Source organism: Asticcacaulis sp. DW145 (genome assembly GCF_037101385.1).
GTDB lineage: Bacteria > Pseudomonadota > Alphaproteobacteria > Caulobacterales > Caulobacteraceae > Asticcacaulis > Asticcacaulis currens.
This window is the reverse complement of the sequence record NZ_AP029024.1, coordinates 1-25,598: the sequence shown is the minus strand read 5'-3', so window position 1 is coordinate 25,598 and position 25,598 is coordinate 1. Positions and strand designations below refer to the sequence as shown.

Annotated in this window: 21 protein-coding genes; 6 read left to right on the top strand and 15 right to left on the bottom strand. The window is 59.3% G+C overall.

Annotated features, from left to right (window positions below; all coding sequences use genetic code 11):
* Positions 1–42 precede the first annotated feature (42 nt).
* On the top strand, positions 43–600 hold the full coding sequence (locus AACH73_RS00105) for a copper chaperone PCu(A)C (RefSeq protein ID WP_272739720.1): 558 nt from the start codon (positions 43–45) through the stop codon (positions 598–600).
* On the opposite strand, the gene AACH73_RS00100 is transcribed toward AACH73_RS00105, so the two are convergent.
* The 7 genes from AACH73_RS00100 to htpX all read right to left on the bottom strand — a co-directional run bounded on the left by AACH73_RS00100 (position 597) and on the right by htpX (position 8,930).
* Entirely contained in the window at positions 597–1,343 is a 747-nt protein-coding gene (locus AACH73_RS00100) for a dienelactone hydrolase (RefSeq protein WP_338735027.1), read from the bottom strand. The genes AACH73_RS00105 and AACH73_RS00100 overlap by 4 nt on opposite strands.
* Positions 1,343–2,017 carry a dienelactone hydrolase gene (locus AACH73_RS00095; protein WP_338735026.1) on the bottom strand — a complete coding sequence of 225 codons (675 nt, stop codon included), beginning with the start codon at positions 2,015–2,017 and terminating at the stop codon, positions 1,343–1,345. The genes AACH73_RS00100 and AACH73_RS00095 overlap by 1 nt, the downstream gene beginning before the upstream one ends.
* Positions 2,018–2,363: 346 nt before the next feature.
* Complete coding sequence (gene purH, locus AACH73_RS00090) at positions 2,364–3,968, bottom strand: bifunctional phosphoribosylaminoimidazolecarboxamide formyltransferase/IMP cyclohydrolase (RefSeq protein WP_338735025.1); 1,605 nt, start codon at positions 3,966–3,968, stop codon at positions 2,364–2,366.
* Between the two features lie 145 nt (positions 3,969–4,113).
* Positions 4,114–5,847, bottom strand: coding sequence for a heparinase II/III family protein (locus tag AACH73_RS00085; RefSeq protein WP_272739716.1), 1,734 nt, complete (start codon positions 5,845–5,847; stop codon positions 4,114–4,116).
* 4 nt (positions 5,848–5,851) lie between these two features.
* Positions 5,852–6,511, bottom strand: coding sequence for a ribulose-phosphate 3-epimerase (rpe, locus tag AACH73_RS00080; RefSeq protein WP_338735024.1), 660 nt, complete (start codon positions 6,509–6,511; stop codon positions 5,852–5,854).
* Between the two features lie 9 nt (positions 6,512–6,520).
* Positions 6,521–7,915, bottom strand: coding sequence for an RsmB/NOP family class I SAM-dependent RNA methyltransferase (locus AACH73_RS00075; RefSeq protein WP_338735023.1), 1,395 nt, complete (start codon positions 7,913–7,915; stop codon positions 6,521–6,523).
* Between the two features lie 118 nt (positions 7,916–8,033).
* Positions 8,034–8,930, bottom strand: coding sequence for a zinc metalloprotease HtpX (htpX, locus tag AACH73_RS00070; RefSeq protein WP_272739713.1), 897 nt, complete (start codon positions 8,928–8,930; stop codon positions 8,034–8,036).
* Positions 8,931–9,031: 101 nt separating this feature from the next.
* Here htpX and AACH73_RS00065 point away from each other — a divergent pair, with 101 nt between their 5' ends.
* Positions 9,032–9,271 (top strand): succinate dehydrogenase assembly factor 4, encoded by a 240-nt coding sequence (locus AACH73_RS00065; protein ID WP_272739712.1) that lies wholly within the window; start codon positions 9,032–9,034, stop codon positions 9,269–9,271.
* A 26-nt stretch (positions 9,272–9,297) separates the two neighbouring features.
* On the opposite strand, the gene pyrF is transcribed toward AACH73_RS00065, so the two are convergent.
* Positions 9,298–9,981, bottom strand: coding sequence for an orotidine-5'-phosphate decarboxylase (pyrF, locus tag AACH73_RS00060; protein WP_338735733.1), 684 nt, complete (start codon positions 9,979–9,981; stop codon positions 9,298–9,300).
* A 163-nt stretch (positions 9,982–10,144) separates the two neighbouring features.
* Between pyrF and AACH73_RS00055 the strand changes: the two genes are divergently transcribed.
* Entirely contained in the window at positions 10,145–10,876 is a 732-nt protein-coding gene (locus AACH73_RS00055; protein ID WP_272739711.1) for a MarC family protein, read from the top strand.
* Positions 10,877–10,981: 105 nt separating this feature from the next.
* On the opposite strand, the gene AACH73_RS00050 is transcribed toward AACH73_RS00055, so the two are convergent.
* The gene (locus AACH73_RS00050; RefSeq protein ID WP_272740046.1) at positions 10,982–11,779 is read right to left on the bottom strand and encodes an SDR family oxidoreductase; all 798 of its coding nucleotides are present in this window, start codon (positions 11,777–11,779) and stop codon (positions 10,982–10,984) included.
* On the bottom strand, positions 11,776–12,195 hold the full coding sequence (locus tag AACH73_RS00045) for an Rrf2 family transcriptional regulator (RefSeq protein WP_272739710.1): 420 nt from the start codon (positions 12,193–12,195) through the stop codon (positions 11,776–11,778). The genes AACH73_RS00050 and AACH73_RS00045 overlap by 4 nt, the downstream gene beginning before the upstream one ends.
* A gap of 161 nt (positions 12,196–12,356) precedes the next feature.
* On the opposite strand from AACH73_RS00045, the gene AACH73_RS00040 reads away from it, so the two are divergent.
* The 3 genes from AACH73_RS00040 (at position 12,357) to AACH73_RS00030 (ending at position 18,743) form a co-directional block, all read left to right on the top strand.
* Positions 12,357–14,378: a potassium transporter Kup gene (locus tag AACH73_RS00040; RefSeq protein ID WP_338735021.1), complete on the top strand. Its 2,022-nt coding sequence runs from the start codon at positions 12,357–12,359 to the stop codon at positions 14,376–14,378.
* Between the two features lie 621 nt (positions 14,379–14,999).
* Positions 15,000–16,241, top strand: coding sequence for an argininosuccinate synthase (locus AACH73_RS00035; protein ID WP_338735020.1), 1,242 nt, complete (start codon positions 15,000–15,002; stop codon positions 16,239–16,241).
* A 339-nt stretch (positions 16,242–16,580) separates the two neighbouring features.
* Positions 16,581–18,743 (top strand): exo-alpha-sialidase, encoded by a 2,163-nt coding sequence (locus AACH73_RS00030; protein ID WP_338735019.1) that lies wholly within the window; start codon positions 16,581–16,583, stop codon positions 18,741–18,743.
* Between the two features lie 39 nt (positions 18,744–18,782).
* Here AACH73_RS00030 and AACH73_RS00025 read toward each other — a convergent pair whose 3' ends face one another.
* The 5 genes from AACH73_RS00025 to dnaA all read right to left on the bottom strand — a co-directional run bounded on the left by AACH73_RS00025 (position 18,783) and on the right by dnaA (position 25,598).
* Positions 18,783–19,193 (bottom strand): NUDIX domain-containing protein, encoded by a 411-nt coding sequence (locus tag AACH73_RS00025; RefSeq protein WP_338735018.1) that lies wholly within the window; start codon positions 19,191–19,193, stop codon positions 18,783–18,785.
* A 35-nt stretch (positions 19,194–19,228) separates the two neighbouring features.
* Complete coding sequence (gene gyrB, locus AACH73_RS00020; RefSeq protein ID WP_338735017.1) at positions 19,229–21,676, bottom strand: DNA topoisomerase (ATP-hydrolyzing) subunit B; 2,448 nt, start codon at positions 21,674–21,676, stop codon at positions 19,229–19,231.
* A 2-nt stretch (positions 21,677–21,678) separates the two neighbouring features.
* Positions 21,679–22,803, bottom strand: coding sequence for a DNA replication/repair protein RecF (gene recF / locus AACH73_RS00015; RefSeq protein WP_338735016.1), 1,125 nt, complete (start codon positions 22,801–22,803; stop codon positions 21,679–21,681).
* A gap of 107 nt (positions 22,804–22,910) precedes the next feature.
* The gene (gene dnaN / locus AACH73_RS00010) at positions 22,911–24,032 is read right to left on the bottom strand and encodes a DNA polymerase III subunit beta (protein WP_272739703.1); all 1,122 of its coding nucleotides are present in this window, start codon (positions 24,030–24,032) and stop codon (positions 22,911–22,913) included.
* Between the two features lie 144 nt (positions 24,033–24,176).
* The gene (dnaA, locus tag AACH73_RS00005; protein WP_338735014.1) at positions 24,177–25,598 is read right to left on the bottom strand and encodes a chromosomal replication initiator protein DnaA; all 1,422 of its coding nucleotides are present in this window, start codon (positions 25,596–25,598) and stop codon (positions 24,177–24,179) included.

Genomic DNA, 25,598 nt, shown 5'->3' with positions numbered 1-25,598 from the left:
GCCTTGCGTGAAACCAGGGCAGATCCAAATTGGGAGGAAACCGTGCGTAAGTTTATTCTTTTGTCTGTGATGGCGTTTTCGCTGGGTTCCCTGACGGCTTGTGACGGCCGCCATTCGACATCTGAGGTCAAGACCGAAATCGAGTCCAACGGTGTCACAACGGTAAAGACCAAGACAGACGAAAACGGTGTGAAGACCGAAAGCGGTCTTGAGTTATCGCACTATGCCGTGCGCGCGGCGCTCGGCCAAAATCCCAATACAGGCGGCTATGTCACCGTCCGCAATATCGGCAAGGATGATGATCGTCTGGTCTCGGTGACCTGTGATTGCGCTGAAAAGGTCGAGTTGCACACCATGAAGATGGACGGCGACAAGATGATGATGGCGCCGATGCCCGAGGGCTTTGAGATCAAGGCCGGCCAGACGCTCGAACTGAAGCCGGGCAGCAACCACATCATGTTTATTGGGCTGAAGACCCGCCCCGCAGACGGTGACACGCTTAGTCTAACGCTCAACTTCGCCAAGGCGGGGGCGGTGAAGATCGAAGCCCCCGTTTCGAATGCGCCTTTGTCGGACGCGTCCCAACACAGTGGGCATTAAGCTTTAAATTTCGCGACAAACTCGCAAAACGCGGCCCGTACGGTGGCAACCGAATGCGGGTCGTATTTCATGAAGCCGAAGCGGTCCGCGCCCAGTTCATCGAAGGCATGGGTAGAATCGACCACGATCGTCTCGAGCGGCACGCCCTGAGCGCGCAGACGGCGCACGGCCTTTAAAGACAGGCTGAAACGCGCCAGATGATCCTTTAGCGCAATGACCATGAGGGTCGGTATTTGCCGCTGCCACGCCTTACCCATCGAACGGGCGAGGAAGTTGACATAGGGGTACATCAGAAACAGGCCGCGCACCCGTGTCAGGGGTTCAGGGCTTGGATCGCTCAGTTGCGCTTCCCCGCGACGGGTCAGGGCTTGCGTCATCAGGTCCATGATCGCCCATGCGCCGTGGCTCCAGCCCGCCAGCAAGATGCCGTTAACCTCCCGTCGTTGCGACAGGCCCCAAAGCAGGGCGAGCACGTCGCCGGAGCGCTTGTAGCCTCTCAGCCAGAGCCCATTGCAGGCCAGAAAAGCGGCAAGGCGCCGCTTAATGCCTCGCGGGGCATAGGAATCGACGATTACGGCCCGCAGGCCCAGAGATACGGCGTAATCAGCAAACAGGGTGATGTTTCGTCCGACACCGCCGCACCCATGAAACAGCACGACCGTCAGGCGAGGCGTCTCGTCGGGCGCGCCGTGCACCGTGACGTGCGGCCATAATCGTTCAAACCGCTCTTGCAGGCTTTCCATTAGCCGGCCGCGACAGCCTGGGAAGGCAGGTCCATGTTAAACACCTCACGCAGGAAGCTGATCAGGCCTTCGGTCGTGCCGTCCATCGCAGCCTGGTCATGGTGCATCGGGCCGATACCTCCGAAGCTTTCTTCGTCATAGGCATGCGTGGCGTCGAAGCTGAGCATATCGACCGGAAGACCATCAGCCTTCAGCCGCTCCAGTACCGATACGGCTCGGGCATAGGCGGTCAGATGGTCCTTGCGCGCCAGAGCGACCCGGGTGCGCGGACGGTAAATCCAGGGGTGACGCAGGCTGCGGGCCGGGAAGCTGATGTAGGGATAGACGAGGAAGAGGCCGCGCACATGGTCGATGAGAGCGGGATCGGGGTCCGCGAGCCTGGCCTCACCCGGCCTTTTGAGGGGCTCGGTCATCAGGTCCATGATCGACCAGCCCCCGTGACTCCAGCCCGATAGGACGATCTGATCTGACTGAACTTCCGAAAGGGCAGAAATGCCCTTGATGGCGGCCAGAACGTCGCCTGAACGCTCATACCCTTGCAGGGCCAGACCAGTGCAAACGAGGGTCACACCGTGGGATCTGCCCCATCCGCGGGCTTTCAGGGAGTCAACAACATAGGCACGCACCCCGACGGCGGCGGCGGCTTCGGCGTAGTGGTAGATGTGCGGGCGCACACCTCCGCACCCGTGAAACAGTATCAAGGCCGGCCGTGGTGACGCATCATTCGGTCCGAATACCTCGGTACAAGGCGACAGTCGGGCCCACCGTTCAGCCAAAGTCTCAGGCATCAAAAATCCCTCCGAAACACGTCCCCGAAGGATAGATAGCACTTGATGTGACTTTGTACATCCTTGCCTGCCTGTCCGAAAACCAGTTCCCGGGAAAGGTGATGCACAATTTGATTTTTGCTTACGCTTTCGGGTGGGGTGTGCCCGTGTCACCGAAGCAAAGGTCCCTCCCGGCTCTCGCCGGGAGGGACGTGATATCCTAGACCGTCGTCAAAGCATTCATCCGCTTTAATCAATGGCGGAATACGCGAACGCCGGTGAAGGCCATGGTCAGGCCCGCCTCGTCGGCGGCGGCGATAACATCGGCGTCCTTGATCGAACCGCCTGGCTGGATCACCGCAGTGGCACCTGCGGCGGCAGCTTCAAGAAGGCCGTCCGGAAAGGGGAAGAAGGCTTCCGAGGCACAGGCTGAACCCTTTGCCAGCGACTCGGCAAAGCCGATCTTTTCCGCCGCTTCCTGGGCGCGCAGGGCGGCAATACGTGCGGAGTCGCGCCTGTTCATCTGGCCGGCCCCAATACCCGCTGTGCGGCCGTCCTTGGCATAGACAATCGCGTTCGACTTGACGTGCTTAGCGACGGTAAAGGCAAACAACATGTCCTCGATCTCCGTCGGCGTCGGCTGACGTTTGGTGACGATTTTGAGGTCCGCGGCGCTAATGCGCGCGGTGTCGCGCGACTGCACCAGAAGGCCGCCCGCCACCGAGCGGAACACCTGACCGCCTGACAGCGGATCGGGCAGGGCACCTGTGACCAGCAGACGCAAATTCTTCTTGGCTTTGACAATCTCCAGCGCCTCCTCGTCGGCCTCGGGGGCGACGATCACTTCAGTGAAGATTTCAACGATTTTTTCCGCCGTGGCAGCGTCAAGCTTGCGGTTTAGCGCCACAATGCCCCCAAACGCCGACACGTCGTCGCATTCCAGGGCGCGCTTATAGGCGGTCAGGAGGTCCGGCCCCACCGCCACCCCGCAGGGATTGGCGTGCTTGACGATGACGCAGGCCGGTTGCTCAAACTCGGCCACGAGCTCAATGGCCGCGTCCGTGTCGGCAACGTTGTTATAGCTCAGCTCCTTGCCCTGAAGCTGCTTCGCCGTAGCCACACCCGGACGGTTTTCGCCTGTCTTATAAAAGGCAGCTGACTGATGCGGATTTTCGCCATAACGCATGGTTTGTAGCCGCGTCCCGGCAACGGTCTTGTGCAAAGGATAGCTGTCGCCCAGTTGCCCGGCAAACCAGGTCGAAACGGCGCTGTCATAAGCGGCGGTGCGGGCAAAGGCACGCGCGGCCAGCGATTTACGCAAAGACAGACTTGTCTGACCACTGTCTTTCAGGGCGGCGATCACTTCGTCCATGCCGGCCTTGTCGACGCAGACAGCCACGTAAGGGTGATTCTTAGCCGACGAACGGATCATGGTCGGCCCGCCGATGTCGATATTCTCAATTGCCGCTTCAAAGCCACCGCCCGAAGCGACCGTCTTTTCAAAGGGGTAGAGGTCGATCCACACGATGTCGATGGGGGCGATATCGTGATCAATGAGTGCCTTGGCGTGTTCTGGCGCATCGCGATAGGCCAGAAGGCCGCCATGCACCTTCGGGTGCAGCGTCTTGACGCGACCGTCCATCATTTCCGGAAACTGCGTAAGGTCGGACACGTCCTTGACGGCGATACCGGCCTTCTCAATCGCACCGCGCGTCCCGCCGGTCGAGATGATTTCGACACCCGCTGATACCAGAGCCTGCGCCACTTCGATCAGGCCGGTCTTGTCCGACAGAGAAATAAGCGCGCGCCTGGGCGTGACGAGGTCGGGGGCGGGCGGAAAATCAGGGGCGGCGGGCATGGGCGCATCCAGTATTTGGGGGAAAGATGCGCGCGGTTTACACAAGGGGGGCGTAAAAGAAAACCCACAATCCCCCTTCATTTGTAACGGAAAATGTGAGGTCTGGAAGTGAAACGTTTAAGTGGCTTTCGCCGCCTCGTAGCTTTTAGGCTTCTGCGGGCGAGAGCTTCCAGCGGATGCGCAGCGGCGTAGCAAGACGGACCGTGCCTCGCAGCAGAAGCGTTGTCGATTTGCGCGGCTGTCCGCGTTCAAACACGCTCGATTCCTCGATACTCACCTCGCGCGCGTCGTGCCTGAGCCACCAGCCACGTCCACCGGGGCCGCGCAGAAGGACAGAGCGCTTATCGCGCGCGAGTGAGGCCTGTACCTCCGGATGCAGCACAAAGCGCAGGGCATAGGGGGCCTGCTCCGGAAGCTCCTTCTTCGGCTCGACCGGGATCAGCTTTTCCTCTCCGCGAAGTTCGTCGCGCTGCGGATCGACATAGAGGCGGCGCTCGTGTTTGATGCCAAAGACAGGGCGCCAGCCTTCGTGTTCCATCTCGATTAGCGAGCCGGCGTCTTCGGATTCGATGCGGCGGCTGCGGATGCGGTAGCGCATCCCCTCAAGCCCGAAATGCAGCAGCTCTCCAAAGCGCCCGGTGATGGGGCTGAGGATAGGCAGATCACCGAGCGTCAGGGTATTGGCAGCATTAATGATGCGGAATTCGTGGTGATCTGACTGCCCCGGTGCCCATCCAGGGGTCACAAACAGCTTGTCACGCCCGCCCGACACTTCGAAATTCATCGGGTGATCGCAGGCCGCATAGCCCATAGCGCCAAAGCGAGGCTCTCCTGTATCAACGTAGACTGACAAGGAGCGCCCGGTCAGACGCTGATAACGGCCGTGTTCGAGCGAAACCGGCAGGGAAGATGGGGCGAGAGGGCGCTTTTCTTCGTGCAGCAGGGCCGGGGCGACCTGTTCGGCCAGCAGGGATTCTGATCCCTGAAAAGCGCACAGCGATCCGTCCGGGTGCGACAGGGTACGCACAAAACGGCCGAGGCGTTCGATAGCGGTCTCGAGATAGTCGGGCAGGGCCAGGCCACGCTGGTTCAACCCATCCTCTATCAGCAGCAGATCATAGAGCAGCTCAAGTCCGGCCTGAACGCTGCGAGAGACGTGCGAGCCATCTGGCAGGATGGTGCGCTTTAGCGCCTTTGGCAGAATCTGCAGCCCTTTGCGCCGCAGACTGTCGCCCGCGCGCCCGGAAAGGACGCAGCCAACGAGCACAAGCGCTGTTGCCTTTTGCGTGTACCATGCCAGATTGCGCGGTAACCGCCAAAGATGGCGGGCCTGTTCCGCCATGGATTGCGCCAGAGTGTGGACCTCAGCCTCGGACGCATAGGCCGACAGTCGCCGCGCAAAGACGCTTAAACTGATCAGACGACGCGCAAGGACCCCCTGATCCCAGGCGAAGGGTGTCCATTTGCGGAATGTCTTGTCCCACAGGAGGAAGAGGCGCAGGCCTTCCTTGATTCCCTCCTCGCCTTGCGTGAAGAGGTGGCGTAACCAGCAGAAGCCGTGAAGCTCAATCGCGAAGGCGCGCGTGGGGGAGGGGCGGTTCCACGGATCGCCGGTTCCCTGCACGCTCATGCGAGCCCCACCCAGACTGTAACGCCCCGACATCATGGCCTTGCCTAAATGCGGATTTGGCGGGCGAATTTCGTGAGGCGCGGCGATAAAGCCTTCGATGTCGGGGCCGCGTAAGGAAAGGCGATAGCCCGGCATCCCGAAAATTTCGGCTGCGGCCTGACGGCGTGCCCACGCCCGCACGACCTTACCCCACGGTGTTCGAACCGCGGCGTGACCGGCTATGGCAATGGGCTGCTCATAGACCTGCATCGGGTCAGAGACCCTTGAGCGACTTAATATTGGCGGCATAGGCGTCCGGCCCGCCCTTGAAGACAGCCGTACCGGCGACAAGCGCTGTGGCACCGGCCGCAACGCAGGCGGCGGCGTTTTGCAGGTTTACGCCACCATCAACCTGAAGCACGGCGCTATGGCCCAGTGCGTCGAGCTTTTTGCGTACGGCTTCGATCTTGCGCAACTGGCTCTCGATAAAGCTCTGCCCGCCAAAACCCGGATTGACGCTCATCAGGAGAATCAGATCGAGGTCCTCCATGATCCACTCCAGACCGTCGAGCGGTGTCGCAGGATTGAGTACGACCCCGGCCTTGGCCCCCAGATGGCGGATCTGCTTCAACGTGCGGTGCAGATGAGGGCCCGATTCCGGGTGGACGCTCATGACATCCGCGCCGGCGGCGCGGAAGGCCTCGAGATAGGGATCGACCGGTGTCACCATCAGGTGCACGTCAAAGGTCTTTTGCGTATGCGGACGCAGACTTTTCACCACATCGGGCCCGATGGTCAGGTTGGGAACGAAATGCCCGTCCATCACATCGATATGAATCCAGTCGGCCCCGGCTGCGTCTATGGCGCGAACTTCCTCACCCAGCCTGGAGAAGTCGGAGGCCAGAATCGAAGGGCAAATCAGCGGCGTGGTCATGCAAAACTCTTAAGCGGGGTTGCGTTTCAGGTGCGCGACGAAGAAGCCGTCCTGCCCTCCCTTACGCTGATGCGGCAGCAATCTCAACCAGCCTTCGGGCGCAAATGAGGCGGCGGGTATGTCCGGGTGCTGATCAGCGCCGTGGCGGACGAGGGTGAAATCCTTGTTCCGGCGCAGGAAGGCCAGGATCTGCGTTTCGCCTTCCTCACGTTCCAGCGAACACGTGCAGTAAAGGAAGTCGCCACCGGGTTTAACGCGCGGGGCCAGTGCATCTAGCAGGCGATGCTGAACGTCCGCCAGTTTGGCGACGTCGGCGGGGCGGGTGGCCCACAAAACGTCTGGCTGACGCCGATAGGTGCCCGTGGCCGAACAGGGCGCATCGACCAGCACGACGTCGAAGGCACGCGGATCATCAAAGGTCGAGGCGTCGGCATTATGGATTTCGGCGCTCATCCCTACGCGCGCCAGATTGTCCTCGACGCGCCGCAGACGGTTTTTGGAGCGGTCGATAGCAACGGTCTGCGCGCCCCTGGCGATCAGTTGCATCGTCTTGCCGCCTGGGGCGGCGCAGACATCGAGCGCGGTCTTACCGCTGAGGTCACCCAGAAGATTGACCGGGGTGGCAGCAGCGATGTCCTGCACCCACCACTTGCCCGCCTCGTAGTCGGCCCACTGGCGCAAATCGCCACGCAGTGCCGAGCGCAGGTTGACGGGCCCCACGACCTCACCTTGCAGAGCCTCCTTAAGTGCGTCGCGCTCCGCTGGATTACGGAAGCTGAGATCGGTGGCCGGCTCTTCGGTCAGGACCGTGGCCATGCCCTCGGCATTGTCCTCGCCATAGGTCTGCACCCAGCGTTGCCACAGCCAGTCGGGGACGAGCCGCTTCGGATTGACGTCGGACAGTTTGCCCTCGCGGATGAGGCCGCGCAGAATGGCATTGATCAGACCCTTGAACGGACGGGTCTTGTTTTCACGCTCAGCGATCTTCACTGTGGTAGAAACGGCAGCGAAATCCGGCACCTGCATAAAGAAGATCTGCGCCATGCCGATGCGCAGAAGCTGGCGTACCGCTTCAGGCGGCATTTTCTGCGTCTTTTTGTGAATGACGTGATCGAGCTGCCCCAGTCGACGCAGGACCAGCAGGGACAGGGCGCGCGCGAAGGCGCGTTCTGTTTCTGACAGTTTGAGAAAATCGGGGCTCGCGGCCGCTTCGTCAAAGCCGCTACGCTTTTCCAGCGCCGCGTCAATCAGGGTTATGGCCGTCACGCGCGCCGCGATGCCGATATCGTTCTCCATGCTTTCTGCGGCGTCCGCGTTCGGACGGCTCGGGCGGGCGGAAGGGCGCGCGGTGGCGGCGCGGGCGCGTGATGGTTTGCCGGAAGTGCGGCCGGAATTTTGGGGCATGCAAACTCTCAGAAGATGCTGTGCGTTACGTCGGTATCCCCGTATTAAGCGGAGACAGTGGCCGCAAAGGGCGGCTAAGGCGCGGCTATATCAGCAAAAGTGTCGCGCCCCAACCCGCTTATGTCGTCGGCACGCTGGTCATGCCCCCACGACGATTGCCCATCCGCACACCCAGCTCCATCAAGGCCCGGACCCGATTGTCCGTAGCGGGGTGAGTCGAGAAGAGATTGTCCATCCGCTTTCCCGACAGAGGATTAATAATGAACATGTGCGCCGATGCCGGGTTACGCTCGGCTTCGTGGTTTGGAATGCCGTGGGCGTACTGCTCAATCTTGTGCAACGCACGGGCAAGGCTCTCTGGATCGCCACAAAGTTCTGCCCCGACGCGGTCGGCTTCATATTCGCGGACGCGTGAAATGGCCATCTGCACCAGCATGGCCGCCAACGGGGCGACGATGGCCATGAGGATAGCGGCAGCCGGGTTGATGCCGTCTTCATCATCATTATTCCCGCCAAAGAACATGGCGAAGTTGGCAATCGATGAAATGGCACCGGCCAGTGTCGCCGTCACCGTCATGATCAGGGTGTCGCGATTTTTCACGTGTGCAAGCTCATGGGCCATAACGCCGCGAATCTCGCTGCGGTCGAGCATGCGCAATAATCCGGTCGTTGCGGCAACGGCAGCGTTTTGCGGATTGCGTCCGGTGGCAAAGGCATTGGGCTGATCATTATGAATGATGTAGACCGCCGGCATCGGAAGTCCGGCCCGGTGACTCATTTCGGCAATATCGTCGTAATACGTACGGATCAGGCCGGTGGCGCTGGCGGGATCGACGGGTTCGGCCCTGTAGGCCTTCAAGACCATCTTATCGGAGTTCCAATAGGCAAAAGCGTTCATGGCAAGAGCAAGGCCAAGCGCGATCAGCATACCCGTAGGCCCGCCAATCGCCAGACCGATCGCGCCAAACAGCGCGGTCATACCAGCCAGTAGCATAAAGGTCTTAAACGGGTTCATGGGTAAGAAGCTCTCCTCAAAGTTAAGTAATAGGGTTGCGATGGCAGCCCTTGCAAAATACATATAAGGAAAGCGCAGACAAATTTAAGGCACTGACGAAAATGTCATCTGAAAAAAATAACGAAACGACTTCGCAATCGATTGATGATGCTGAAAAAGAGAGCATTGCCGAGCGCGTTTTGACTCCAGAGGCCAGGCGCGCGCTCGCCGAAGCCGCCGAGCGACGGGCGCGAGCCGAAAATGAGGCTGCTGAGCGGCCTTATGAAGAAGGTGGCCCTGCAGGACTTGAACCCACACGCTTTGGGGACTGGGAACGCAAGGGCATCGTCAGCGATTTCTAAATCGGACAGCGCCTGATTGCAGGGTTTTACCCCTGCAGCTCCGCCAGAATGGCTTGCACGGCCACCACGGGGTCGGGCGCGCGCGTAATCGGCCGACCGATGACTATGTGCGAGGCTCCGCTACTGACAGCATCGGCGGGCGTCGCGATGCGCTTTTGATCATTGGCATCGGCCCACGCCGGGCGCACGCCCGGAGTAACAATCAGGAAATCAGCCGGTACCCGCGCTCGGATCATTGCCGCTTCGTGCGGGCTGGCGACCACGCCGTCCATACCTGCGTCTACGGCCTGATCGACGCGGCGCCTGACAAGATCCTCCAGCGCCGTGCCATAGCCCATCTCATCGAGGTCCTCTTGTTTAAGCGTTGTCATGACCGTAACGCCGAGAAGCTTCGTGTTGCCCTGGCGGCCGCGCACGGCGGCCTTCATGACCTGCGGCTCGGCATGGACAGTCAGCATATCGCAGGCCCCTCGCGATATGGCTTCGGCGGCGCCTTCGACCTGAGCGCCGATGTCATGCAGCTTCCAGTCCTGGAAGACCTTTTTGCCGCGACGTCCTAATTCCTCAGTTAAAGACAGACCGCCCTGGCCCAGAAGCGTCAGACCGACCTTGTAGAAGCTGACGTGATCACCCAGAACCTCGACTAGATGGCGGGCGGCGGCGAGATCAGGTTCATCAAGGGCAACGATGATACGAGGATCGGCAGGCAGGGTCATAACGGCGCTCCGGTAGCAGTCGGTTTCACATACACCGGATTTTGCGGGGCACAATGGGGAAAACGTGAACCCTGCGCTCCCGGTTTGTGGGAAAGTTTTCCCTGTAACCGGATGGGTGGCTCTGTTACAAATCGAGTCGATTGCAGGAGGGTGAATAATGTCGGGTGGCTCATTAGGGCTGGTTGAGCTTTATGTGAATTTCTTCATAACCCTGTTCGCGCTGCTCGATCCCATCGGCAATGTGCCGATCTTTGCGGCCGCCACGCGCACTCAGTCAGAATCGGCGCGTCGATGGCTGGTGGTTTATATTTCGGCCTTTGCAGCGCTCTTTCTGAGCTTCTTCTTCTTTACCGGTCTGGCTCTTCTTCAGTTCTTCGGCATTTCGATGGATGCCTTCCGTATCGCCGGTGGCATCCTTTTGTTCCTGCTGGGGCTAGACATGACGCGTGGCGATTTCCTTGCCATGTTTGAGGAAACCGAGTCACTGACCGAGGATACCGTCGATGCCCACGGGGCGCCGATCAGAGGGCGTGACCGCGCCAAAAAGACATTTGAAAAGTTCGTCGTGCCGTTTGCTATTCCGCTTCTGATCGGGCCGGGCGCTATCTCGACCGTCATCATTCAGGCGGGTGAGGCCCAAAAATATGGCATAACCGGCATGGCGGTGGGGCTGGGCGCTATTGCTACCACCTCGCTGGCGGTTCTTCTGACCTTCCTGTTTACCGGCCATATTTCCAAGATGCTGGGTCGCGTCGGCATGGTCGTCGTGATCCGCGTACTGGGGCTAATTCTGTGTGCCCTGTCGGTGCAGATTATCATTTCGGCGATTTCAACGGTAACTCATGACATCATCGTGCCGGCGGCAGCGCACCCCTATAGCGGCTCATGAAGAACCGGTCGCCTGAGACCACCAGTGTGCCCCGGGGTTTGGCAAGGAAAATCTTTAATGGCGGGTTCAGAGATTATTCCCTTAAGCTTGCCTGGTGAGCCCGATTTAGCGCACCATCTTACGCAGATGGTTTGAGATCAGCTCCAGAGCCCAGTCATCGGGAATAATCTTCAAGAGTGCGGACAGAAACTTATTAGGGGCGCCCGGCACGCAGATGGCGCGGTTGGCTTCGGCGGCCTGATAGCCTTCGCGGGCGACTTCATCGGCCCCCATCCACATCCATTCCGGTGTCGACTGACTGATGCGCTCGCGCGATCCGGTAACATCATGGAATTCCGAAAAGGTATAGCCCGGGCAAAGGGCGCTGACGTGAACGCCGTGGTCACGCGCTTCAAGGTGCAGGCCTTGCGAAAAACGCGTCAGATACGCCTTAACCGGCGCATAGAGTGTGTCGCCCGGTGAGGCGGGCAGGTAGGAGGCCAGCGATGAGACATTGACGATGCGGCCGAATTTTTGCTCAATCATACCCGGCAGGACGAGATAGGCCAGCTCGGTTGGGACGTGCATCAGCACCCGCAAAAACGCCTCATGCGACGAAAAGGCATTGCCTATAAAGCCCTCAGGCAGGCCATAGCCGGCATTATTCACCAGTCCATCGACCTTTCGGCCGAGCGAACCTACATAGTCGATCAGCTTTTGCGGTGCGCCCGTCTCGCTCAGGTCAGCGACAACAAAATAGGCTTCGACGCCAAAGCGCAGACGAATTTCCTCGACAAGCTTTTCCAGACGCTCCTGTCGACGGCCCGTCACCACGACGTCCCAGCCGTGGCTGGCATAGACGCGGGCGAAGGCCAGGCCAATGCCCGAAGTTGCGCCGGTAATGAGGGCCAGTCTGCGCATCAGATATTCCGGATAAGATCGGCGACGGTAATTTTCGAAAGGGTTTCCGTGGCCGCTTCATTGGCCGCCTTCATCGCGCCCGAGACCGCCTTGGGGATGGCCTGACCGACGGGACAACCATCGGCCCCCGGCGGGGCCGACCCCAGATGGGCGCACCCGTGTACAGCGTGAAGCACCTGATCCAGCGGGATGGTTTCGGCCGGTTTGAGAAGCCACGTGCCGCCGGCAACGCCCGAACAGGTATCGACCAGCCCGGCCTTGGCCAGTTGCGTGGTCATACGGCGAATAACGACCGGATTGGTGGGGATGGAAGCCGCCAGTACAGACGAGGACACGGCCTGTTCGCGCGAATAGGCCCCTTTGTGGGCCAGATAGGCCAGGGTATGCGCGGCGACGGGAAATCTCTGACTGTCGGACATGATCTCTCCGTAATTACGATAATTTGACTGCCATTCCTAGTGGAATCGGCGCGCCTGAGCGGAGGCCTGATGCAATGTGGATTGAATCTGGCTAGAAATGGGCGTAAGAGGCCCGCCGTTCAAGCGAGGACCCACCTGTGTGGTCTCTCAGGAGATATTGCATGATCGGGGATACCCCTGCCGAGGCCCGTCCCTCCCCGGACGCTTCGGTCTCCACCGGCGACAAGACCGGAGCGGATGCTGTGTCCGCGCACAAATCCTCACAACCCCATCCCACTGAAGGCCACGCCAAACATGCGGGCTTCTGGGCGCTGGCGCTGGGGTCTATCGGCGTGGTGTTCGGCGACATCGGGACGTCGCCCCTTTACGCCTTCAAGGAAGCCCTGCACGCGGCGGCGGGCGACGGCGTAACGCGTCCGGAAATTCTGGGCGTCGTGTCTCTCGCCCTGTGGGCGCTGATTCTGGTCGTTACGGTTAAGTACGTCATGTTCATCATGCGTGCCGACAACAAGGGCGAAGGTGGCGTCTTGTCGCTGATGGCGCTGGCTCAGCAAGCTATCGGCAAACGGACGGCGGTCGTCTTCATCCTGGGTGTGATCGGTGCCGCACTTTTCTATGGGGATGCCATAATTACACCGGCCATTTCGGTCTTGTCAGCGGTTGAAGGGCTGCGGACCATCGACAATATCGCGCCGTCGATCACCAACGAAGTGGTTATTTTTATCGCGCTCATCATGCTGGTCGGCCTGTTTGTAATTCAAAGCCATGGCACAGAACGTGTCGGGCAACTTTTCGGGCCGATCTGTACCATCTGGTTCGCAGTGATGTTTGCGCTCGGCGCCGTCAACCTGGGGGCACACCCGGATATCATCGTGGCGTTTAGTCCATGGTATGCAATTTCCTTTCTTCTTGAGCACGGTATGGCTGGGTTTATCGTTCTCGGCGCCGTTTTTCTGACCGTAACCGGGGCTGAGGCTCTGACCGCCGATATGGGCCATTTCGGGCGCTGGCCCATCCAGGCGGCGTGGCAGTTTTTTGTGCTGCCCTGTCTGATGATGAACTATCTTGGACAGGGTGCGCTGGCGCTCACTGTGCTTGAGGCTTCGCAGGCCTCTGGACAGCCCTTCCCGGAAATGAACTGGTTCTTTGAGCTGGCCCCGGAATTCCTGCGTCTGCCACTGGTTCTTCTCGCGGGCATGGCGACGGTTATCGCTTCTCAGGCCGTCATCACCGGGGCCTTCTCTTTGACTCAGCAGGCGATCCAGCTTGGCCTGCTGCCACGTCTAAATGTCAAGCGCACCTCGGAAACGCAGGAAGGCCAGATTTTCGTGCCGCAACTTAACACCATGCTCCTGGTGGGAGTTATTGTGGTCATGCTGACATTCCAGACTTCATCGGCGCTGGCGCACGCCTACGGGCTGGCGGTGACCGGGACCATGGTGGTGACCACGCTGATGGCGGCCATCGTCATGCGTCAGATGTGGAAATGGGATTGGGTGCGGGTTCTGGCCTTCCTTATCCCCTTTATGATCCTCGATCTTGCCTTCCTGAGCGCCAATGCCATGCGTTTCTTCACCGGCGGCTGGCTGCCGGTGCTGATTGGGGCTGCATTGTTTACGATAATGGCGACGTGGGTGCGCGGCTCGCAGATCCTATTTGATAAATCCCGCCGCGACAGCGTGCTGCTGACGGACCTGATCGAAATGCTGAAGGCGCGACCGCCACATCGCGTGCCGGGCACAGCCATTTTCCTCACCTCCGACGCTGAAGTCGCGCCCGTGGCCCTGATGCATAATCTCAAGCACAACAAGATTTTGCATGAGAAGAACATCATCCTGACGGTTGACACGCGCAACATCCCACGCGTGCACGAATCCGAGCGCATCACCATTGAAAAGCTCGATGAGGACTTCAAGCGCGTTACGGTGCACTATGGCTTCATGGAAAGCCCGAACCTGCCCAAGGCCATGGGTATCTGCCGCAAGCAGGGCCTGAAGTTCGACATTATGGCCACGAGCTTCTTCCTCGGTCGCCGCAGCGTCGTAGCCTCGGCGACGTCGGGTATGCCTCTGTGGCAGGATCGCCTGTTTATCTTCCTGATGCGCAACGCCACTAACCCGACGGAGTTCTTCCATATCCCGCCAGGGCGTGTGGTAGAGCTTGGAACGCAGGTCAGTGTGTAGGTAAGTTTAGCCCCGTCCGGCGTACCAGACGGGGCCTTTCTTTCGGGGGGATTGGTTGTTCGGTATCGAATGGAAGTGCCGCCATTGCGGTCAGGCACATGATGATGTGCCCGTGTGTTTCGGGACTGAGGCGCCTTGGCGCGCATTGGTTCCAGAAGAGGCGTTTCAAGCGCGTGTCGAGATTTCTGACAGCTGGTGCGTCGTTTACGATGCGCACAGAGGGCATATCGAAATTCCGATCATGAATCGTACACCGCCCCTGACGTTCTAATTTTTTCCTCACTCAGCGAAGAAAACCTCAACCTCAGGCCAGACCGATGGAGCGATCCGGACCGAGGTGACGATCCGCCGAGTTTCGGTTGGCCATGCGGTCCTGTGAGGCCTTATGAGCCAGCTCCTGACCGCCCACTTTTGGTTCAGGACCGCGAGCGGGGCATGGTACCACTCTTCATGGTAACACAGATGGACCACCCTCTGGCGATAGATCAGAGAAAGGGCATCACCAGAGCGCAATGGCATAGGATGGCGCGTTCGCTACTGCATTAATCCTTGCATCTTGAGGGGAGGCGTCTTAAAGGCGCGAGCAACTGTTTTCACCCCCCTGACCGGAGTGGTTGCCTCATGACCTCCCCTACTGAAAAGCCCGTCAAGAAAGTCGTTCTCGCCTATTCCGGCGGCCTCGATACGTCGATCATCCTGAAGTGGCTTCAGACCGAATATAATGCTGAGGTCGTGACCTTCACCGCCGACCTCGGTCAGGGCGAGGAGCTTGAGCCCGCGCGTAAAAAGGCCGAGCTTCTCGGCATCAAGCCGGAGAACATCTACATTGAAGACCTGCGCGAAGAGTTCGTTCGCGACTTCGTCTTCCCGATGTTCCGCGCCAACACCGTCTATGAAGGTCAGTACCTGCTGGGCACCTCAATCGCGCGCCCGCTGATCGCCAAGAAACAGATTGAAATCGCTCGCAAGGTTGGCGCTGACGCCGTTTGCCACGGGGCGACGGGCAAGGGTAACGATCAGGTACGTTTTGAGCTCGGCTACTATGGCCTGGAGCCCGACATCCGCGTCATCGCCCCGTGGCGTGAGTGGTCCTTTGCATCGCGCGAGTCACTCCTCGCCTTCGCTGAACAGCACCAGATCCCGATTGCCAAAGACAAGCGCGGCGACGCGCCCTTCTCGGTCGATGCCAACCTGCTGCACTCCTCGTCAGAAGGTAAGGTGCTGGAAGACCCGGCGGTTGAAGCCCCTGAGTTCGTCTATCAGCGCACCATCTCCCCGGAAGCCGCGCCGGACAAGGCTGAGGTTTTCACTATAGACTTTGAAAAGGGTGATCCGGTCGCCATCAATGGCGAAGCCCTGTCGCCAGCGGCCTTGCTGACCAAACTGAACCAGTTGGGCCACGACAATGGCGTCGGTCGTCTGGACCTCGTTGAAAACCGCTTCGTTGGCATGAAGTCGCGCGGGGTCTATGAAACCCCTGGCGGCACCATACTGTTGGCAGCTCACCGCGGTATCGAATCGATCACGCTCGACCGTGGTGCCATGCACCTGAAGGACGAGCTGATGCCGAAATACGCCTCGCTCGTCTACAACGGCTTCTGGTTCTCGCCTGAGCGTGAGATGCTTCAGGCGGCCATCGATTATTCGCAGGCTAAGGTCACGGGCCGCGTGACTGTGAAGCTTTATAAGGGCAATGTCACGGTGATCGGCCGCGAAAGCCCCTATAGCCTTTATGATCAGGACCTCGTGACCTTCGAAGAGGGTAAGGTGGCTTACGATCACCGCGATGCGGCCGGCTTTATCAAGCTCAACGCCCTGCGCCTGCGTGTGGCGGCTAAGCGCGATGCGCGCGACGCAAAGTAGGACTACACAAACCTTTATCCGATCCGCGCCCGACGGTTAGAAGTCATATAATAAAAGTGCTGAGGACAATTCATTTGTCCAGGTGTCAGCCCGGACCAGCCTAGTGCTGGACCGGGCTTTGTTTTTTGCTTTTCGACCCAAAACCCGGGAAACTTCGCTGTGATCGGGCAAAAGTGCTGCCTGGCCTCTCGGGTTTTAGAGGGCTTGGCAAACTCACATCGCTACGGTAAACAATGCTATTATAATACAATGCAAACTCAGGCAGATGCGTCATGCCCATAGCGTGCATGAAAGCTTTGGGCATTTCGGCTCGGGGCCGGGAGCCAAACGGGGGAAAAGATGAACCGTCGTGAAATGTTGCTCACTTCGGGCGCCATGGTTTTGGCACCCAGCGACGCCAGCGCTGCAGAGCCCTCACCTTATACGTGGGCCACCATCCCTTTCGGGGGAGGCGGGTTTGTCGATGGATTTCTCTATCACCCAAAAACGGCCGGGATTCTTTATGCCCGCACAGACATTGGGGGGATGTACCGATACGCCGATCAAGACAAAGGCTGGGTCCCATTGCTCGATCACCTGGGGCGGGACGATGCCGATCTGATGGGTGTGCTGAGCATGGCCATAGATCCATCTAATCCCGACAGAATCTATGCGGCGTGCGGTCTTTACCTCGCCGATTGGGCTCGCAAGGGTGCCATCTTAGCGTCGTCTGACCAGGGGCGCAGCTGGAGAAAGACGGAACTGCCCATCCGGGTAGGGGGGAATTCAGATGGACGCGGAACCGGGGATCGCCTTGTTGTCGACCCCAAAAACAGCGAAGTTTTATGGTACGGATCCAATCAGAATGGGCTTTGGAGGAGCAAAGACGCTGCCCAGTCTTTCTCCCAGGTGACGGGGCCGGGCACTCATCTGAGCCTCGTTGTTATTGATCCCCGGTCAGCAGCAATTTTTGTAGGCGTCGCGGATGCCGAAGCCGGCCTTTATGTGAGCCTTGATCAGGGTGCGAGCTGGTCGAAAGTGTCTGCAACGCCTGCTCAGGTGCCTCAGCATGCCGCCTTTGCCAGTGACGGAACCCTCTATGTGACGTTTGCCCAAGGCGACGGGCAAGCGGCTGCGATCAATCCCAGCAACGCGACCGGAGGGAGCGTCTGGAAACGCGATGCCAAATCCGGAAAGTGGAGCGACATATCACCCATCCGGCCAGACGCCGCTGCGCGCTTTGGCTTCTCTGGTGTGGATGTCGGGCCGGGCGGTATGGTGTGCGTCTCTACACTCAATCGCTGGTGGCCGGGTGATGATATCTTCTTGTCAATCGACTACGGACAAACGTGGCGCGCCTTAGGCGAGCGCGCCAGGCACGACACCTCAAACTATCCCTGGCTCTCAAACTACTTGAAGGGTGAGGATAGGATGGGACATTGGATTTCTGATTTGAAGATCAATCCATTCAATCCTGATGAGCTTATCTACGGCACAGGTTATGGCCTTTGGATGAGCGAAAATTTAACAAAGATAGCTACAGAGCCCGTTCGGTTTTCCTTCAATGTCAATAATCTCGAGGAGACAGCCACTCTCCAGATGACGTCGCCTACGGCAGGTGCGACCTTATTTGTTGCCATGGGCGATGTTGGGGGAGCTGCCTGGGATGATATAACCAAAACGCCCAAAAACGGTCTCTTTGTGCCAGTAAGTGAGACGAACTGGTCGGTTGACTATGCCGGGCAGGCCCCCGACGTAGTGGTGAGGACGACCAATAGCGGGCGCTTTGCCATGATATCTGAAGAGGGAGGTGCGAGCTGGTCGGCACTTCCATCCACGCCCTACCGAAATCCCGCGCAAGGCCAGCCCTGGAAAGGGCCAGGGAGTATCGCTATATCGGCGAAGGCGACCTCCCTTCTGTGGGTCCCCGAGCGAGAGGCGGCCTTTAATTCGGCAGACCGAGGGCGAAGCTGGAAAGAGAGCGTGGGGTGGCCAAACGGTCGTGATCAGGCTTTGTTGCCGGTGTCAGACAAGGTTGCCGACGGGGTCTTTTACGTTCTCGATCGCTTCACCGGGGTCATTTTGATTAGCGTCGACGGTGGTGCCAGCTTTAAGCCCATCATTTCCGGGCTTCCAAAGATAGAATCCTGGCAGACGGCACAGCTTTTTGTCGTGCCCACGCGCATGCGAGATCTGTGGGTCGCGCTTCCTAATGGGCTTTTTCACTCACGTGAGGCAAGCGTAAGCCTGAAGCCCGTGGTGGGTGTGGACGAAGCCTGGACCCTGGGTTTCGGTGCGGCGAAAACCAAGAATGGGTATCCTGCCGTTTATCTATGGGGCAAGGTGAGGGGCCGCGAAGGGATTTGGCGGTCGGATGATGAGGGCACGACGTGGACCCGTATCAACGATGATAAGCATCAGTATGGCGCGTTGCGGGCGCTCTCTGGTGACCCGTTAGAATGGGGCACCGTCTTCATAGCACCCCATGGACGCGGCGTGTTGGCCGGCAAGCCTGCCGCATGAACCGAAACGGGCTTTCGGTTAAACGATCGCCCTCGATGGTCAGGCTTGATTTAAACGCTGGGCTGCCAAAGTCATGAGCTGTCGGGAGAGTGGCGCGAGCGGGAAGTTTAATGCTTGCACCGGATCAATCCATTTTATTTCAGCAATTTCTGATGCGGCACAGACGGGTTTGTCTGTTTCGATCCAGAAGGCTTGTGAGTGGACTCTAAAGCCCATCTCATGGACCGCCGGAGCCGTGAAATGCCCCAGATAGAAAGCTTCGTCTTCTGCGAGTTCCAGTCCGATTTCTTCGCGTAATTCGCGCCGCAAAGCCTCAATCGGGGTCTCACCGGCGTCGATCTTGCCACCCGGTTGAATATAGGTCGAAGAGTCGTGTTTGCGTACCACCAGTGCCAGTTTGCGGTGTGGATCTACCACTACGGCTGTAGCGAGGGCGATGATCTTAGTCATAACCACGCGGGCAGGGGCTGAGCCCCTGCCTGTCCTTACGCATCCACTTCGGCATCGAGCGCATTGTCCTGAATGAACTCGCGGCGCGGATCGACCAGATCGCCCATCAGCTTGACGAACAGGTCGTCGGCTTCGTCGGTGAGATTAACCTTCACCTGAAGCAGCGTGCGGGCGTCCCTGTCGAGGGTGGTTTCCCAAAGCTGATCCGGGTTCATTTCACCCAGACCTTTGTAGCGCTGAATGGTCAGGCCCTTACGTCCGGCATCGAGAACGGCCGCGACAAGATCCAGAGGACCGCGAATGTCGGCCACCTTATCCTTGCGACGGAAGGTCGAAACCTCAGCAAACAGATCGCCCAGTTCCAGCGCACGGTCGTTGAGGCGGCGGGCGTCCTGAGAATGGATCAGCCCGTCATCCAGCACGATCTTTTCCGATACGCCGCGACGGACACGAGTAAACACGTAGCCGCCGTGGCTCGTCGTATTGGCTTCGACGCGCCACGGACCATCGCCATCTTCATTAAGGCGATCGAGGCGCCTTGCGACCAGCGCCAGATCGGGCGTCTCTCCGAACAGACCACCCAGAGCGGCCTGTTCTATGGCAAAGGCCGGGGCACGGCTGGCGAGACGGTCGACCCCGCCCTTGAAGGTTTTGGCTATCCGCACTTGCGCTTCGAGATCATGCGTGGTGATGCGTTCACCCGAGCGCAGTTCCAGTACGGCCTCCGACGTGCCTTCCTCGATCAGGAAGGCGTCCATTTCAGGATTGTCCTTAAGGTAGCGCGACGACTTGCCCTTCGCGACCTTATAAAGGGGCGGTTGGGCGATATAGAGGTAACCGTTTTCGATGATTTGCGGCATCTGACGATAGAAGAAGGTCAGAAGCAGCGTGCGGATGTGCGCACCGTCCACGTCGGCATCGGTCATGATGATGATCTTGTGGTAGCGCAGCTTCTCGATATTGAAGTCGTCACGCCCGATTCCGGTGCCCAGGGCGGTGATCAGTGTGCCGATCATTTCTGAGGACAGCATCTTGTCAAAACGGGCGCGTTCAACATTCAGAATCTTGCCACGCAGGGGCAGGATGGCCTGGTTTTCGCGGTTACGGCCCTGTTTGGCCGAGCCGCCAGCCGAGTCACCCTCGACGATAAACAGTTCAGACTTGGCCGGATCCCGTTCCTGACAGTCAGCCAGTTTGCCCGGCAGGGAGTTGATGTCGAGCGCCGACTTGCGGCGGGTGAGTTCGCGGGCCTTGCGCGCCGCTTCACGGGCAGCTGCGGCTTCGATGATCTTGGAGACGATCTGCTTAGCTTCGACCGGGTTTTCCTCAAACCACTGCGACAGCTTTTCAAACACGATACCTTCAACGGCCGGACGCACTTCCGAGGAGACCAGCTTGTCCTTGGTCTGTGACGAGAATTTGGGGTCAGGCACCTTAACCGACAGGACGCAGGTCAAGCCTTCGCGCGCGTCTTCGCCCGATACCGAGACCTTTTCCTTCTTGGCGAGGCCGGAGGACTCCATATAGGCCGACATAACCCGCGTCAGGGCACCACGGAAGGCGGCCAGGTGGGTACCGCCGTCGCGCTGCGGGATGTTGTTGGTGAAGCACAGCATCGTCTCGTGATAGCTGTCGTTCCATTGCAGGGCGAGATCGACCTCGACCTTATCGCGCAGGCCGCGTGCGGCGATCGGTTCCTTGATGATGGGCGACTTCGATTTGTCCAGATGCTTTACGAATTCAACAATGCCGCCTTCGTAATGCAGGATGATGTCATAGGGCTCAGCCTCGCGCAGATCGGCGAAGCGGATATGGACGCCCGAATTGAGAAAAGCCAGCTCACGCAGCCGGTGTTCGAGCGTCTTGCGGTCGAAATCAATGAAGGTAAAGGTGCCCGTATCCGGTCCGGTCTTCAGCGACGGCAAAAAGGTGACGATGGTGCCGGTCAGTGGATTGCCGTTCTCACGGAGCGGTGCATCGCCGGTGATTTCAACCGAACGCACGGTTTCACCCAGTTCAAAGCGCGCCTCGTGCGTCTTCCCGTTACGGAAGATTTTCAGCTCAACAAAATCGGACAGGGCGTTGACGACCGAGACACCCACGCCGTGCAGACCGCCGGAGACCTTGTAGCTGTTCTGGTCGAACTTGCCGCCCGCATGGAGCTGCGTCATGATGACTTCGGCCGCTGATACGCCCTCTTCGGCGTGGATATCGACCGGCATCCCGCGCCCGTCGTCGGACACCGAGCAGGACCCATCGGCATTGAGGATCACCTCGACGCGCGTAGCGTGCCCGGCCAGGGCTTCGTCGATGGCATTATCGACGACTTCATAGACCATGTGGTGCAGGCCCGACCCGTCATCCGTGTCGCCGATATACATGCCTGGGCGCTTGCGCACCGCATCCAGCCCTTTGAGAACCTTAATCGAATCTGCGCCATAGGCGTTTTCGACGATTTCCGGATGCTCTTCGTTTTCGGCCATGCCTAGTCCCTAAATTCTACCCAATGGCCCCCTTCGACACGAACCCCAAGCGCACGCCCGGACAATCCGTCGAAGAGGCTTTCGTCGGTACCTGTAAACAGGGTTTGCAGGCCCAGACGATCGGTTTCATCAAACAACGCCGCCCTGCGAATCGGGTCGAGGTGGGCTGCGACTTCGTCAAGTAACACTACAGGATTCGGTGCGCTTTTGACACGCGAAAGTCTCGACCCCTGCGCCAAAATCAGGTTCAGAACGAGGGCTTTTTGCTCCCCCGTGGAACAGTCCGCCGCCGGACGGTCCTTTTCGCGGTGAAAGACGCTGAGATCAGTGCGGTGGGGCCCGAAAAGCGAGCGCCCTGCCGCCGAATCACGGGCGCGGGCGCGGGCAAATCCCTCGCGCAAGGCGTTATTCAGGGCGTCGGGTTCATGGGCGTCAGACGCTTCGTTGATCAGTCCAAGATCAGCCTTAGGAAAGGCGCTTTCGTGCGCCTCGATTTCGGCCTGAAGGTCGGCCAGGGCGGCGCGGCGGGCCGCAATCATTTCACTGCCCGTCTGCGCCAGTCGTTCTTCGAGTGCATCGAGCCACACGGCGTCGGCAGGTCCCTGAACCAGCAATTTCAGGCGCTCACGCAGGGCTTTTTCATAAGCATTCACCGTCGTGGCGTGTGAAGGTGTGGCGGCGAAGACCAGCCGGTCAAAAAAACGCAGCCGCTCGGCACGCGCTTCAAGGAAGATACGGTCCTGCGCCGGGGTCAGCCAGACGAGGCGAATATGGTCGAGCAGACGCCCCGCCGGTACGGTTTGCTGGTCGATGCGCACCAGACGCTTTTCAAGGTTGCGCGGATCGGAACCCGTGCCGATGCGGATATCGTCCTCTGCCCTTTTGAGCTCGACCGACACGCCCCACGCACGCCCCCTGACCTCCTGTGGCAGGCGACGGCCCAGATCGCTGACGGCCGCCCCGCGCAGGCCACGGCCAGGGTTCAGAACACTTATCGCTTCAAGAAAGTTCGTCTTGCCCGCGCCGTTGGGACCGAAAAGATACAGCGACCGTCCGGCCAGATCGACATCAAGCCGGTCATAGCCGCGAAAATCGGTCAGGCTCAGGGCGTGAATGCGGGCTTTCATGCGCGCCCTTTAAATGAAAAAGTCAGATCGAAACACACGGTAACCCCGGGTTTCGATCTGACCATTTGTCTCATTGCCAAGATGTCGAGCGGGGTGAAAAATTGACCCTACACCCGCAGCGGCATCAGCACGTACTGGACGCCCTGATCCGCGGTGTCGAGTACCAGGGTCGGTGAGGCTGCATCATTAAGGCGCAGCTCCACCTGTTCACCAGCGATCTGACCCATTACATCGAGGATGTAGCGGGCATTGAAGCCGATTTCGAGGGCGTCAGAATCATAGTCGATTTCGGCTTCTTCGACCGCCTGACCGGCTTCGATATTGCGAACGGTGAGCGTTAGACGACCCGGTTCAATGGCCATCTTCACCGAACGGCTCTTTTCTGCCGAGATGGTCGAAACGCGATCGACAGCGCGCGAAAGAACCCCCGTATCAATCCGCATCAGCTTGTCATTGTTCTTCGGAATAACCCGACCATAGTCGGGGAAGGAGCCGTCGATGATCTTCGAGGTCAGGGCGGCAGTACCGAAGTTAAAGCGGATCTTGGCGGGCGAGACTGTGAGTTCGACATAACCTGTGCCGTCGTCCAGAAGGCGGCGGGCCTGATCAATGGTCTTGCGAGGGATAATCACCCCGGCGCTGCCAATAGAGCCATCCGGCGCCGGCATTTCGGCCAGGGCCAGACGGTGGCCATCGGTGGCTACGGCACGCAGATAGCCTGAACCGTCCTCGGTCAGAGTGTGCAGGAAAAGGCCGTTGAGATAGTAACGTGTCTCTTCGGTCGACACAGCAAAGCGCGTTTTGTCGATCAGGCGCTTTAAGTCCTCTTTCAGCAGGGCATAGGTCGCGCCGTCATGGTCGCCCGACATCACCGGGAAATCCCCGGCGGGCAGGACGGGCAGGGCAAAGCGCGAGCGTCCTGCCTGAACCGACAGACGCGGATCGTCGCCGGCCTGATAGCGCAGTTCAACATCGGCACCGTCGGGCAGCTTGCGCACGATCTCGTATAGGGTGTGGGCGGGCGCCGTGATCTGACCCGGCACCGCAACAATGGCTTCAGCCGAGTCCACGATTTCCATGTCGAGATCAGTCGCCGAAAAGGACACATGAGAGCCTTCGGCCGACAAGAGCACATTCGACAGTATGGGGATGGTGTTGCGGCGTTCCACCACGTTCTGGACGTGGCCCAGTGCCTTCAGGAGTGCGCCACGTTCTATGATTAGCTGCATCTTGGCATCCCAGAATTTTGGCCAGAATTTATGGCCAGCCTTTGCGGCTGTATAGGTATAGAGCAAAAGGCCGGGGCAGTTGCCCCGGCGCTTCGCAAGACCTTAAATGTTTATTAAGCGGCGTCAACCGGTTAAACCGGCGAATTAGCCACGCAGTTTACGGGTCAGGGCTTCGACGTCCTTAGCGATCTGTTCGTCGCTTTGCAGCAGTTCCTCGACCTTCTTGACGGCATGCAGAACCGTCGTGTGGTCACGTCCGCCGAAACGGCGACCGATATCCGGATAGGAACGCGTCGTGTGCTGCTTGCACAGCCACATCGCAACCTGACGCGGGCGGGCAACCGAGCGCGTTCGGCGTTCCGACAGAAGATCCGCCTGCTTCAGGGCGAAGTGATCCGCCGTCAGCTTCTGGATTTCATCGACCGTCACGCGGCGCTCCGCCGATACCTTCAGGTTGGGTTGCAGCAAGGCCATAGCTTCGTCCAAAGTTAAACTCCCCAGACGCGCACCGGCCGAAGCGGCCAGGGTATTGACGGCCCCTTCCAGCTCACGGATAGAACCCGGTACGCGATCTGCTAAAAATTGCAGTACATCATGTTGCGGCTTCTGGGCGACGCCCAGACGCTTGGCGAGTTGATCAAGCTTGCGCTCGATAATGCCCATTCTCAGGCTTTGATCGGCGACATCCAGAGCGCAGACCAGCCCGGAGGACAGGTGCGATCTGAGACGCGCTTCGATTTCGCTGAGGTGCGACGGCGGACGGTCCGCCGTGAACACCACGCGCTTATTGTTTTCCAACAGCGCGGTCAAGGTGTGAAACAGCTCTTCTTGCGACGAGGTCTTACCGCCGATGAAATGTACGTCATCAATCAGCAGCAGATCGGCGCCACGCAACTCGTCCTTGAAGGCGGCAGTCGAGCGATCCTGAAGCGACTTTACGAAAGTCGAGGTGAATTTTTCCGCCGTCAGGTAGACGACCTTGGCGTCCTGACGACGGGCCTTGGCTTCCCAGGCGATGGCGTTCAGAAGGTGAGTCTTCCCATAGCCGTAAGGGCCGTGGAAGAAGACCGGATTAAAATGCCCGTCGGCCCACGTGGCGACCTGGCGCGACATAGTATAGGCGAATTCATTGCCGCGACCCGGCACGAAGGTGTCAAAGGTCAGGCGCTCCTGAAGCCCGGCGACGCGGGCAGCGGCGTCCTGAAAACTGACGACGGGGGCCACGGGTGCGCCTTCGGCGCTGTCCACACGGCTCACCGGTGTCGGCGCAGCGGCCTTGGACTGATCGTCGAATTCGGCCCGCGATTTCAGTTCCAGCGATCGGTGATCCGGATCGTGCTGCGCCCAAAGCTCATTGGCGCGGCGCAGCGCATTACGGGCAAACCAGTCGCGCGCATATAAGGTCGGCGTCACCAGCACCGGATCCCCCAGAGGATTCTGACGCAGTGCCGAAGGCGCGACATAGGAATTATAAGGCCCCTCACCCAATTCATGACGGAGGGCAGATGCAACTTTAGTCCATACCATTTCAGGCTGGATCGGCGACCAGTTGTTTACGCCTGGCAT